Here is a 12,430-nt window from a genome sequence, read left to right as displayed (position 1 = left end):
TACCCAAGGCTTTCGAAGCACAAAAACAACAATTTCGATCGAGCACTTTGAGGACAACAACAATGATTATCTACGGTGTGGCATTGCTGGCGATCTGCACGCTTGCGGGCGTGATCATGGGCGACATGCTTGGCGTGTTGCTCGGCGTCAAATCCAATGTGGGCGGGGTAGGCATCGCGATGATCCTGCTGATCTGCGCCCGCCTTTGGATGCACAAACACGGCGGCATGACCAAGGACTGCGAAATGGGCGTTGGCTTCTGGGGCGCGATGTACATCCCGGTGGTGGTGGCGATGGCCGCACAACAAAACGTAGTGACCGCTTTGCATGGTGGCCCCGTTGCGGTGCTGGCAGCGATTGGTTCAGTGGTGCTGTGTGGTTGCACCATCGCGCTGATCAGCCGTACCCACAAGGGCGAACCCTTGCCCGATGAAGAGCCACTGATCGCGCCAGTGGGAGGTCGTTGATATGTGGGATCTCATCGAAAAAGGGTTGGAACATAACGGCCTGATCACCGCATTTGCCTTTGTCGGCGTGGTGATGTGGATTTCCGTGGTGCTGTCCAAGCGCCTGACGTTCGGGCGCATCCACGGCTCGGCGATTGCTATCGTCATCGGCCTGGTCCTGGCGTGGGTCGGCGGCACGATCACGGGCGGCCAGAAAGGCCTGGCTGACCTGGCGCTGTTCTCCGGCATCGGGTTGATGGGTGGCGCGATGTTGCGCGACTTCGCCATCGTCGCAACGGCGTTTGAAGTGCAAGCCACCGAGGCGCGCAAGGCCGGGATGATCGGCGTGATTGCGCTGCTATTGGGCACGATCCTGCCGTTTATCGTCGGTGCGAGCATGGCCTGGGCGTTTGGTTATCGCGATGCAATCAGCATGACCACCATCGGTGCTGGCGCCGTGACTTATATCGTCGGCCCAGTGACGGGGGCGGCGATTGGCGCGACCTCGGATGTGATGGCGCTGTCGATTGCCACCGGGTTGATCAAGGCGATTCTGGTCATGGTGGGAACGCCGGTCGCGGCACGCTGGATGGGGTTGGATAACCCGCGTTCGGCGATGGTGTTTGGTGGGTTGGCCGGCACGGTGAGTGGGGTGACGGCGGGCCTGGCGGCGACGGATCGGCGGTTGGTGCCGTATGGCGCGCTGACGGCGACATTCCACACCGGGCTGGGTTGCCTGCTTGGGCCTTCGTTGCTGTATTTCATCGTACGGGGGCTGGTCGGCTAACTTCGGAATGTGTGTTGTCGGGTCGGGCGTCTTCGCGAGCAAGCCCGCTCCCACATTTGGAATGCATTTCAAGTGTGGGAGCGGGCTTGCTCGCGAAAGCGGTGTGTCAGGCTGTCACCTGTCGATTGGCATACATCCGACACTCCGCCAACAATGCCAGCAAATTCGGATCACGCTCCTTGGCCTTCAGAAACACCACGCCAATATGCTGCTGCAACCGATACCTGGGTTGCAGCGGTATCAGTTTCACGCGGTTCTCATACACGGCTGCAATCCGCCCCGGCAGCAGCGCATAACCTACGCCTGAGCTGACCATGCTCAACAGCGTGAAGATGTCATTCACCTGCATCGCCACCTTCGGCTCGAACCCTGCCTGCTTGAACACGCGGTTGCCATCCTGGTGGGTGGCGAAGCCTTGGGTGAGGGTGATGAAGGTTGCGTCACGCACGTCGGCGAGGTCGATCTCACGCTCGCGGTCGAAGGGCGAGTCGGCGGGAGTGGCGAGGAAGATATCGTCGGAGAACAGCGCGATTTGTTCGCAGTCCGGGTCGTTGGCGTGCTCGTCGAGGGAGATCAGGATCGCGTCCACTTCCATGTTCTTGAGCTTGTAGAGCAGGTCGAAGTTGGAGCCCAGGATCAGGTCGATATTGAGTTCGCTGCGGCGGATCTTCAGGCCCATGATCAGTTGCGGCACGGTTTTCACCGTCAGCGAATACAACGAGCCAAGCTTGAAACGTTCGGCGGAGAAGCCGGCCGCTTCGCGGGTCAGGCGTACGCTGTCGACCACATCGGCCACCAGTTTCTGCGCGCGTTCTTCCAATACGTAGGCGCTTTCCAGCGGCGTGAGGTTGCGCCCTTCGTGTTTGAACAGCGGGCAGCGCAGGGCGTTTTCCAGGGAGTGGATGGCGCGGTGCACGCTGACATTGCTGGTTTGCAGCTCGGCGGCGGCGCGGGCCAGGTTGCCGGTGCGCATGAACGCCAGGAAGATTTCCAGTTTCTTGAGGGTGAATTCTTCGTCGATCAGCATGGCCGTGGGCTCTTGTTCGAATGCTGTTGATTGTGCCCGCAAAACCCTCTCGCGTCCTCGGAACGTCATAAGCCGCTTGCACTCTTATGCGCAAGGCTGGACGCTTGGCAGCCAGCCCATGACGGTTACAGGAGGTCGGAGAACGATGTACCACGGGGAACGATTCAACGCCTGGAGCCATTTGCTCGGTGCTGTCGCGGCGTGCATTGGCGCCGTGTGGATGTTGGTGGTGGCAAGCCTCGACGGCAGCCCTTGGAAGATCGTCAGCGTGGCGATCTATGGTTTTACCTTGATGGTGCTGTACAGCGCTTCCACCGTGTACCACAGCGTGCGCGGGCGGCGGAAAGAAATCATGCAGAAGGTCGATCACTTTTCGATCTACCTGCTGATCGCCGGCAGCTACACGCCGTTCTGCCTGGTGACCCTGAGAGGGCCGTGGGGCTGGACGCTGTTTGGCATCGTGTGGGGGCTGGCGGTGATTGGCATCCTGCAGGAGATCAAGCCGCGCTCAGAGGCGCGCATCCTGTCGATCGTGATTTACGCGGTGATGGGGTGGATCGTGCTGGTGGCGGTCAAACCGCTGCTCGCCGCGCTGGGCACGGCGGGGTTTATCTGGTTGGCGTCGGGCGGGGTGCTGTATACCGTCGGGATTATCTTCTTTGCCCTGGAGGACCGCCTGCGCCACTCCCATGGTATCTGGCATTTGTTTGTGATTGGCGGGAGCCTGCTGCACTTCGTGGCGATCATGCATTACGTGCTCTGACGGACAACATCTGTGATCCTCGTTGCTTCGACAGAACGGTCTCTACAGCCGCTCCAATAACTCCCGGGCGCGGTGGCCGAAGATCTCCAGCAAATTCGCCAGCATATGCGGCGGAGGCTCATCGGCGCGGGTCAGGGCGTACAGGGTGATCGGCAGCGGCGGCGTGAGCGGGCGGATGCAGGTGGTGGCCGTCGACGCACCCAGCGCGGTGAACGGATCGATCACCGTCAAGCCGGCCCCGGACTCCACCATCGCGCGGGCCAGGGAATAGGTTTGCACCGAGATCGTGACCTTGGGGGGTGGGTCGACGTTTTCCAGGTAGCTATCGAGTTTCGCTGCCAGCGGGTCGGCGCTGGAAAGGCCAATCAGCGCCGTGCCTGCCAGGTCCGCCAGGGGCAATGGTTGGCTCAGTTCGGCGTCGGACCAATAGCCTTTAGACGCCAGTGCCACCAGCACACCATTGGCCAGCACTTGCGTGGTCAACCCTGGATGGCCGGAGAAGTTGAGCGTCAACGCCAGGTCAATCTCGCGCATCAGCAGCTTCTGCACCAACTCGCGGCTATGGTCGCTGGACAGCTCGCACGCCATCTCCGGGTAATCGCGCTTCCATTCCAGGATCGCCGGCGGCAGCAGCGACAACGCCAGCGCCGGGATCGCGCCGATGCGCACACTCTGGCCCGGTGCTCGGCGCAGACTTTTGGCCAGCCGCCGCACGCCTTGCAGGCTTTCGGTGACTTTCTCCACTTCGCTTTCCAGCGCCAGGGCTTCCGGTGTGGGCTGCAATTTGCCGCGCACCCGCAGAAAAAGGGGGAAGCCCAGTTGCAATTCGGCGTGCTGCAGCACCTTGGTCACCGCCGGTTGCGACACATGCAGCAACTGCGCGGCGGCGCTAACGGAGCCGGTCTGGCGGATGGCCTGGAAGATTTCGATATGACGCAAGCGCATGGCAAGTCCATAACCTTTGTTTATAGGTGATCCATCTTTATTCATTGTCGGCAGCCTGTCACCTGCCCCTAGGCTTGAGGCCTCTGGATTTAAAGGTGGGCGGCGGAAATGGTGTGCATCATTGGGGGGGAGTGATTGGTCTGGCCAGCGCCTATGCGTTGGTGCGTGCAGGTCATGAGGTGACGCTGATCGATGCACGCGAGACCCTGGGCAGCGAGACCAGCTTTGCCAATGGCGGGCAGTTGTCCTATCGCTACGTGGCGCCACTGGCCGATGCAGGGGTGCCGCTGCAAGCCATCGGTTGGTTGTTGCGCGGTGACTCACCATTGAAACTGCGGCCGCGCCTCGACCCCCAGCAATGGCGCTGGATGGCCGCGTTCCTCGGCGCTTGCCGTGGCTCGGTGAACAAACGCAATGCCGCCCACCTGTTGCGCCTGGCGTCCCTGAGCCAGGACACCTTGCAAGTGTGGCGCGATCTCGATCGCCTGGATGGCTTCGACTGGCGGCGCAACGGCAAGCTGGTGACCTTTCGCAATGCCAACGCTTTTGAGCGCGCGCGTGGCAAGGTCACCGATATCCTGCAACAGCAGGTGCTGTCGACCGCCGATTGCGCTCGCCTGGAGCCTGCGCTGGCGGACGGTGGTTTTGTCGGTGGGATTTATACGCCGAATGAGGAAGTCGCTGATTGTCATGCCTTCTGCCAGCGGCTGGCGGCGCGATTGGAAGCGTCGGGACGTTGCCGCTTTATGCTGGGCCGAAAGGTCACCGGCATTCGCCACGCCAAGGGTAGGGTGCAGGCCATCGAATTGGGCGATGAGGTTATGCCAGTCGAACACCTGGTGCTGGCGGCTGGGTATCGCAGCGCGGAGTTGGGCGTGCCGTTGCCGCTTTACCCGCTCAAGGGTTACAGCCTGAGCGTACCGATTGGCGCGCAACACCAGGCACCGAACGTGAGCATCACCGATTACGACCGCAAGATCGTCTACGCGCGCATTGGCGAACAACTGCGGGTGGCGGCCATGGTGGATATCGTCGGCTTCGACGCCCGTCTTGAGCCCAAACGCCTGGCGCTGATGAAACGTCAGGCCTTGGAGACCTTTCCACTGGCGGGCGACTACGACCAGGCGGTGGAGTGGGCCGGTATGCGCCCGGCCACCCCGACCGGCGTGCCGCTGATCGGCGCCAGTGTCTATCGTAACCTGTGGCTAAACCTGGGCCACGGAGCCCTCGGTTTTACCCTGGCCTGTGGCAGCGGCCAGCTGCTGGCCGAGTTGATTGGCCAACACGCGCCTTCTATTGATATGCAGGGCCTGGCACCCCGCGCCGCATGAGGATGTCTGCATGACTATCACCCGCATCAGCAGTAACGAGCGCCTCTCGGGCGCAGTGACGTTCAACGACTTGGTGTTCCTCTCGGGCCAGGTGCCCGGCGATGGCCTGGACGTGGCGACACAAACCCGTGAAGTGCTGGCCAGGATCGATGCGTTGCTGGCCCAGGCGGGCAGCGACAAGGATCATCTGCTCAACGCCACGATTTACCTGAAAGACATCAGTGAAGGTTTCGCACCGATGAATGAAGTGTGGTCAGCCTGGCTGTCACCGGGTTTAGCGCCGACGCGCACCACGGTGCAGGCAGAACTGGCGCGACCGAGTGTATGGGTGGAAATCAGTGTGATCGCTGTACGTAAATGACTTTAAAGACCAACGGAGAATAACAATGAAAAAGATCCTGTTGACCGGCTGCACCCTGGGACTCTTGCTGGGCGCACAGGCCCATGCGAATCAAGCACCGCTGGACGGCACGCTGGGCAAGATCGCCAGCGCCAAGTCCATTACCTTGGGCTATCGCGATGCGTCGGTGCCGTTTTCCTACGTGGGGGATAACAGTGGCAAGCCCATGGGCTATTCGGTGGAGCTGGCGAGCAAGATTGTCGAGCGCATCCAGCAGAAAACCGGCGTGGCCACGCTTAATGTGAAATACAACCTGGTGACGTCCCAGACCCGCATCCCCTTGGTGCAGAACGGTACCGTCGACCTGGAATGCGGTTCCACCGGCGTAACCGCCGAGCGGCAGAAGCAGGTGGCGTTTTCCTACGGGTTCATCTACGTGAAGGGGCAATTGCTCACGGCCAAGGACAGCGGTATCAAAGGCTTTCCCGACCTGGCAGGCAAGAACGTGGTGACCACCGCCGGCACCACCAACGAGCGCTTCCTCAAAAGCTACAACGCCGAGCACAAGACCAACATGTTCGTGATCAGCGCCAAGGATCACGGTGAGGCGTTCAAGATGCTGGAGACCGGTCGCGCTGCGGCCTTTTACATGGATGACGCGTTGCTCTATGGCGAGCGGGCCAAGGCCAAGGACCCGCATAACTGGGTGGTGGTGGGCGAGGAGCAATCGCGGGAAATCTACAGCTGCATGTTGCGCAAGGACGACCCGCAGTTTCTTGCGGTGGTCAACGAGACACTTGGCGACCTTTACCGCAGTGGGGAGATCAACGGGATTTACCAACGCTGGTTCGAATCCCCCATTCCGCCCAAGGGCTTGAACCTGGAATTCCCGATGACCCGTGAGTTGAAGGCGATTATTGCCAAGCCGATCAGTGATCCGGTGGAGTAAGCCCTAGAAATCGCCCCACAACTGTTGGGCGACGGCCAACGCCACCACCGGTGCCGTCTCGGTGCGCAATACACGCGGGCCGAGGCGGGCGGCGTGGTAGCCGGCGGCTTGCGCAGTGTCGACTTCCAGGTCGGTCAGCCCACCCTCAGGGCCGATCAGGAAGGCCAGGCTCGATGGCTTGGCATGGCTGACCATCGGCTCGGCCACGGGGTGCAGCACCAGCTTCAAGTCCGCTTGGGTCTGTTTCAACCAGTCCGCCAACAGCAGCGGCGGATGAATCACCGGCACCGTGGAGCGCCCGCATTGTTCACATGCGCTGATTGCCACCTGGCGCCAGTGCTGCAGGCGTTTGTCGGCGCGTTCGTCCTTGAGGCGCACTTCGCAGCGGTCGCTGAAAATCGGGGTGATTTCGCTGACGCCCAACTCGGTGGCTTTCTGGATCGCCCAATCCATCCGTTCGCCACGGGACAGGCCCTGGCCCAGGTGAATGCGCAGTGGCGATTCGGTCTGGCCGCTGAAGCTTTCCGTAAGCTGCACGGTGACGCGCTTTTTGCCGACCTCCAGCAGGCTGCCCCGGAACTCCAGGCCGGAACCGTCGAACAATTGCACGGCATCGCCTTCGCCCATACGCAATACGCGGCTGATGTAGTGCGCCTGGGCTTCCGGCAATTCGTGATCGCCGAGGCTCAGCGGGGTGTCAGTGAAGAAGCGGGACAATCTCATTTCTGTTCTCTGAAGAGGTTTACGTAGGGGGTCGTTGATCAACCCGGATCGCGGAAGCCTGGGTGGAAGTCCTTCGGCACTGCAACGCTGACGTTGCTGTGGGTGGCAATGTCGATGCCTTCGCTGGCCACTTCGGCGAGGAAGTCGATCTGCTCGGGCGTGATCACATAGGGCGGCAGGAAATACACCACGCTGCCCAATGGCCGCAACAGCGCACCGCGTTCCAAGGCGTGCTCGAACACCTTCAGGCCACGACGCTCCTGCCAGGGGTAGGCGGTCTTGGTGGCTTTGTCCTGGACCATCTCGATGGCCAGCACCATACCGGTCTGACGCACTTCCGACACGTGCGGGTGGTCCACCAGGTGCGCCGTGGCGGTGGCCATCCGCTGGGCCAGGGCCTTGTTGTTTTCGATGACGTTGTCTTCTTCGAAAATATCCAAGGTCGCCAGCGCCGCCGCGCACGCCAGCGGGTTGCCGGTGTAGCTGTGGGAGTGCAGGAAGGCGCGCAGGGTCGGATAGTCGTCGTAGAACGCGTCGTACACGTCATCGGTGGTGACCACGGCCGCCAACGGCAGGTAACCGCCGGTGAGGGCCTTGGACAGGCACAGGAAGTCCGGACGGATGCCGGCCTGTTCACAGGCGAACATGCTGCCGGTGCGGCCGAAACCTACAGCGATTTCATCGTGGATCAGGTGCACGCCATAGCGGTCGCAGGCTTCGCGCAGCAGCTTGAGGTACACCGGGTGGTACATGCGCATGCCGCCGGCGCCCTGGATCAGCGGTTCGACGATCACGGCGGCGACGGTGTCGTGGTTGTCGGCCAGGGTCTGTTCCATGGCCAGGAACATATTGCGCGAGTGTTCTTCCCAGCTCATGCCCTCGGGGCGCAGGTAGCAATCCGGGCTCGGTACTTTGATGGTGTCGAGCAGCAGCGCCTTGTAGGTTTCGGTGAACAGCGGCACGTCGCCCACCGACATCGCGGCGATGGTTTCGCCGTGATAGCTGTTGGTCAGGGTGACGAAGCGTTTTTTGTTCGGCAGGCCGCGGTTGAGCCAATAGTGGAAGCTCATCTTCAGCGCGACTTCGATGCAGGACGAGCCGTTGTCAGCGTAGAAGCAGCGGGTCAGGCCCTCGGGGGTCATTTGCACCAGGCGCTCGGACAGTTCGATCACCGGCTGGTGGCTGAAGCCGGCCAGGATCACATGTTCCAGCTGATCGACCTGGTCCTTGATGCGCTGGTTGATGCGCGGGTTGGCGTGGCCAAATACGTTGACCCACCAGGAGCTGACAGCATCGAGGTAGCGCTTGCCTTCGAAGTCTTCCAGCCACACGCCTTCACCCCGCTTGATCGGGATCAGCGGCAGTTGCTGGTGGTCTTTCATCTGGGTGCAGGGATGCCACAGCACTGCGAGGTCGCGTTGCATCCACTGGTTGTTCAAGCCCATCGGTTATCTCCTCGAAGCGGTCCTGCGGCCGGCGCAGGTAAATCAATCGCGCAAGCCTATGCAATGGACGGCTGTGTCACAACCTATTAGAGATAATTCGCAGTAAACGTAGGACGATCTGTCACGTTTCTTAGGAATAGTCCTTAATCCATCGTTAACGTACTGTGCATAATCTCAAGATCGTATTTCTCGATATTTCAAAGCGAAATTTTCGGCTTTAATTCGATAGGTAAATCGCTAGTCTTGGGCACAGCTCTTACGGGATTTGGGACATGCAGCTACGTAATTCGTCGGCCCGCTATGGTTGGGTCAGTATGGTTTTGCACTGGGGCGTAGCCTTGGTGGTGTTCGGGTTGTTCGCGCTGGGCCTGTGGATGGTCGGTCTCGACTACTACAGTGCCTGGCGCAAAGACGCGCCCGACTTGCACAAGAGCATTGGCATCACGCTGTTCGCCATCATGCTGGTGCGTATTGTCTGGCGCCTTGTCAGCCCACCGCCGCCACCGCTGGCCAGCTACAGCCGCATGACCCGTATCGGTGCTGCGTTTGGCCACGCGTTCCTGTATCTCGGGCTGTTTGCCGTGATGATCGCCGGTTACCTGATTTCCACCGCAGACGGTGTCGGTATTCCGGTGTTTGGCCTGTTTGAGATTCCTGCCGTGGTTTCCGGATTACCGGACCAGGCAGATAACGCCGGCTTGGTGCATCTGTACCTGGCCTGGGTGTTGGTGGTCTTCGCCGGCTTGCACGGCGTGGCTGCGTTGAAACACCACTTTATCGATCGTGATGCGACCCTTACGAGAATGCTGGGGCGCAAAGCCTGATGTTCAACCTCGACTCACAAGGAATAGAAAGCATGTTGAAAAAGACCCTCGCTGCTCTGGCAATCGGTACTGCTCTGCTCTCCGCAGGCCAGGTGATGGCTGCTGACTACAAGATCGACAAAGAAGGCCAGCACGCCTTCATCGACTGGAAAATCAGCCACCTGGGCTACAGCTTCATCCACGGTACCTTCAAGGATTGGGACGGTACCTTCAGCTGGGATGCCGCCAAGCCAGAAGCCAGCAAAATCGCAGTCGACGTGAAAACCGCCAGCTTGTGGTCCAACCACGCCGAGCGTGACAAGCACATCGCCAGCAAAGACTTCCTGGACGTTGCCAAGTTCGCTGACGCCAAGTTCGTTTCCACCGCAGTCAAGTCCACCGGCGACAAAACCGCTGATGTGACCGGCGACCTGACCTTCCACGGCGTGACCAAGCCTGTGACCTTCAAGGCCACCTTCAACGGTGAGGGCAAAGACCCGTGGGGCGGCGAGCGTGCCGGCTTCAACGCCAAGACCACTGTCAACCTGAACGACTTCGGCATCAAAGGCCCAGGCCCGTCCTCGCAGACTGTGGACCTGGACATCTCGCTGGAAGGTGTGAAGCAGAAGTAATTTCTGTTTTACCCAAAAAAACCGGATCCTGCGATCCGGTTTTTTTATGCCAGGAATGCAATCAATGCGGGAGCTGGCTTGCCTGCGATTGCATCGACTCGGTGGGCCTGACGCGCCGAGGTGCCCGCATCGCAGGCAAGGCAGCTCCCACCGCTGATTTGTGTTGAGTCAAAAAAAAGCCCCGTCTCGAAAAGAGGCGGGGCGTTTTTTATGGCGCTTTGAAACTCAGCGATTGCGCGTCAGCAGCGCTGGTTTTTCACCACGAGGACGGCCTGGCAGTTGATCCAACTGCTCGGGTGTCGGGAAGCGATCAGCCTTCGACTCCTTGTGGATGATCTTTGGCGCCGGACCACCACGAGGGTTCTGCACGGCTGGCTCGGACGAACGTTGCTGGTCGTCACGGGCCGGGCGGCGGTTGTTGCTGCGCGAGTCTTCGCGGCGAGCCTGGCCATCACGCGGCGCGCCGTTACGCGGGCCATTGCGCTTGGCTGGCGGCGTACCGGTAGTGCCGCCGCTGCTGTTGCGTGGACCATTCTGACGACCACCTTGTGGCTGGCCGCCACGGGGAGCACCTGCGCCAGCGCCCTGTGCCGGGGCGCCTGGGCGACGGCCACGGCCTTGGGCCGGCTTGGCCTGGGGCACGTAGTCGACGCGGTTACCGAAGTTATCCACATCGTCGTCCAGGAACTCGTCCGGAGCACGGTCGGCAGCAGCGCGTGGCGGCTGGCTCGGCTGGCGCTGTTCGCGGGCCGGAGTGCCTTCGCGGGGCTTCTGCTCACGGGCCGGGCGTTCGCCACGGCCGCTGGCAGATTTTTCCTTGCCCTTGTCTTTGCCCTTGTCGCGACGGCCACCGCCACCCCCGCCGCCGTTCGGGCCATCGCCCTTCGGACCGCGTGGGTTGCGCGGGTTGCGCACGTCCGGACGCTCGCGCGCTTCAGGCTTCTCGGCCTCCACGGCGCTGGCATCGAAGCCCATCAGGTCGCCGTCGGCGATTTTCTGCTTGGTCATGCGTTCGATGCTTTTCAGCAGTTTTTCTTCGTCCGGTGCAACCAGGGAGATGGCTTCACCCGAACGACCGGCACGGCCGGTACGGCCGATACGGTGCACGTAGTCTTCATCGACGTTTGGCAGCTCGAAGTTGACCACGTGTGGCAATTGGTCGATATCCAGGCCGCGGGCGGCGATATCGGTGGCAACCAGGATGCGTACGGAGCCGGCCTTGAAGTCGGCCAGGGCCTTGGTGCGCGCGTTCTGGCTCTTGTTGCCGTGAATGGCGACGGCGGTGAGGCCGTGCTTGTCCAGGTACTCGGCCAGGCGGTTGGCGCCGTGCTTGGTGCGAGTGAAGACCAGCACCTGTTCCCACGCGCCGGCGGTGATCAGGTGGGCCAGCAGCGCACGCTTGTGGCTGGCGGCCAGGCGGAATACGCGTTGCTCGATACGCTCGACCGTGGTGTTCGGCGGCGTGACTTCGATGCGTTCCGGGTTGTGCAGCAGCTTGCCAGCCAGGGCAGTGATGTCCTGGGAGAACGTTGCCGAGAACAGCAGGTTCTGACGTTTGGCCGGCAGGCGGGCGAGCACCTTTTTCACGTCATGGACAAAGCCCATGTCGAGCATGCGGTCGGCTTCGTCCAGCACGAGGATTTCCACGTGGGACAGGTCGACGCTGCCTTGGCCGCACAGGTCGAGCAAACGACCTGGGCACGCGACCAGCACGTCCACACCACGGGACATGGCCTGAACCTGTGGGTTCATGCCGACGCCGCCGAAGATGCAGGCGCTGACGAACTTCAAATCGCGGGCATACAGCTTGAAGCTGTCGTGCACCTGGGCGGCGAGTTCGCGGGTGGGGGTCAGGACCAGAACACGCGGTTGGCGCGGGCCGTGACGCTGGGATTTGTCCGGGTGACCATTGGGAAACAACCGCTCCAGAATCGGGAGGGCGAAGCCGCCGGTTTTACCAGTACCTGTCTGAGCCGCAACCATCAAGTCGCGACCTTGCAACACGGCGGGAATGGCCCGCTGTTGCACCGGAGTAGGCTCGGTATAGCCCGCTGCCTCGATGGCGCGGACTAAAGCCTCGGAGAGACCGAGGGAAGCAAAGGACATGAGTAATCCTGTTTTAGTTAGGGCTTGGCCCAAAGGGATAATCTTGCCGGGCGTGAATGGCGCTTAGGGGAGCGCAACCCCGTCCGGTCCTGCTGCGTCTGGCGGGCACTCCACCGGCTCGCGCGGGCTGAAA

At 61.3% G+C, this 12,430-nt stretch carries 12 protein-coding genes and 1 pseudogene; 8 read left to right on the top strand and 5 right to left on the bottom strand.

Annotated elements, in window-relative coordinates; translation table 11 throughout:
* The first annotated feature begins 62 nt into the window (after positions 1-62).
* Positions 63-467 carry a malonate transporter subunit MadL gene (gene madL / locus AB4N92_RS10220; RefSeq protein WP_010207195.1) on the top strand — a complete coding sequence of 135 codons (405 nt, stop codon included), beginning with the start codon at positions 63-65 and terminating at the stop codon, positions 465-467.
* A gap of 1 nt (position 468) precedes the next feature.
* Positions 469-1,233 (top strand): malonate transporter subunit MadM, encoded by a 765-nt coding sequence (gene madM, locus AB4N92_RS10215; protein ID WP_010207194.1) that lies wholly within the window; start codon positions 469-471, stop codon positions 1,231-1,233.
* Positions 1,234-1,339: 106 nt separating this feature from the next.
* On the opposite strand, the gene AB4N92_RS10210 is transcribed toward madM, so the two are convergent.
* The gene (locus AB4N92_RS10210) at positions 1,340-2,260 is read right to left on the bottom strand and encodes a LysR family transcriptional regulator (RefSeq protein WP_010207193.1); all 921 of its coding nucleotides are present in this window, start codon (positions 2,258-2,260) and stop codon (positions 1,340-1,342) included.
* Between the two features lie 145 nt (positions 2,261-2,405).
* On the opposite strand from AB4N92_RS10210, the gene trhA reads away from it, so the two are divergent.
* Complete coding sequence (gene trhA / locus AB4N92_RS10205) at positions 2,406-3,023, top strand: PAQR family membrane homeostasis protein TrhA (RefSeq protein WP_010207192.1); 618 nt, start codon at positions 2,406-2,408, stop codon at positions 3,021-3,023.
* Between the two features lie 42 nt (positions 3,024-3,065).
* On the opposite strand, the gene AB4N92_RS10200 is transcribed toward trhA, so the two are convergent.
* Entirely contained in the window at positions 3,066-3,968 is a 903-nt protein-coding gene (locus AB4N92_RS10200) for a LysR family transcriptional regulator (RefSeq protein WP_021492682.1), read from the bottom strand.
* A gap of 108 nt (positions 3,969-4,076) precedes the next feature.
* Between AB4N92_RS10200 and AB4N92_RS10195 the strand changes: the two are divergent.
* The 3 genes and pseudogenes from AB4N92_RS10195 (at position 4,077) to AB4N92_RS10185 (ending at position 6,588) form a co-directional block, all read left to right on the top strand.
* Positions 4,077-5,299: pseudogene (locus tag AB4N92_RS10195) on the top strand (D-amino acid dehydrogenase).
* Between the two features lie 10 nt (positions 5,300-5,309).
* Positions 5,310-5,660, top strand: a complete 351-nt coding sequence (locus AB4N92_RS10190; protein ID WP_010207188.1) for a RidA family protein — start codon at positions 5,310-5,312, stop codon at positions 5,658-5,660.
* Positions 5,661-5,685: 25 nt separating this feature from the next.
* Positions 5,686-6,588, top strand: a complete 903-nt coding sequence (locus AB4N92_RS10185) for a transporter substrate-binding domain-containing protein (protein ID WP_010207187.1) — start codon at positions 5,686-5,688, stop codon at positions 6,586-6,588.
* 3 nt (positions 6,589-6,591) lie between these two features.
* Here the strand turns inward: AB4N92_RS10185 and AB4N92_RS10180 are convergent, their stop codons facing one another.
* Together AB4N92_RS10180 and AB4N92_RS10175 are read right to left on the bottom strand one after the other, a co-directional pair.
* The gene (locus tag AB4N92_RS10180) at positions 6,592-7,311 is read right to left on the bottom strand and encodes a 16S rRNA (uracil(1498)-N(3))-methyltransferase (RefSeq protein ID WP_021492685.1); all 720 of its coding nucleotides are present in this window, start codon (positions 7,309-7,311) and stop codon (positions 6,592-6,594) included.
* Positions 7,312-7,349: 38 nt separating this feature from the next.
* A complete protein-coding gene (locus AB4N92_RS10175; RefSeq protein WP_021492686.1) occupies positions 7,350-8,756 on the bottom strand; it encodes an adenosylmethionine--8-amino-7-oxononanoate transaminase in 1,407 nt (468 codons plus the stop codon).
* Positions 8,757-9,028: 272 nt separating this feature from the next.
* Here AB4N92_RS10175 and AB4N92_RS10170 point away from each other — a divergent pair, with 272 nt between their 5' ends.
* Both AB4N92_RS10170 and AB4N92_RS10165 read left to right on the top strand, forming a co-directional pair.
* A complete protein-coding gene (locus tag AB4N92_RS10170) occupies positions 9,029-9,580 on the top strand; it encodes a cytochrome b (protein WP_010207182.1) in 552 nt (183 codons plus the stop codon).
* Between the two features lie 32 nt (positions 9,581-9,612).
* Positions 9,613-10,191, top strand: a complete 579-nt coding sequence (locus tag AB4N92_RS10165) for a YceI family protein (RefSeq protein ID WP_021492687.1) — start codon at positions 9,613-9,615, stop codon at positions 10,189-10,191.
* A gap of 225 nt (positions 10,192-10,416) precedes the next feature.
* Here the strand turns inward: AB4N92_RS10165 and AB4N92_RS10160 are convergent, their stop codons facing one another.
* Complete coding sequence (locus AB4N92_RS10160) at positions 10,417-12,297, bottom strand: DEAD/DEAH box helicase (protein WP_010207180.1); 1,881 nt, start codon at positions 12,295-12,297, stop codon at positions 10,417-10,419.
* Positions 12,298-12,430 lie beyond the last annotated feature (133 nt).

The organism is Pseudomonas sp. S3_A09, assembly GCF_054668065.1.
This window is presented reverse-complemented; position numbering and strand designations above follow the sequence as displayed.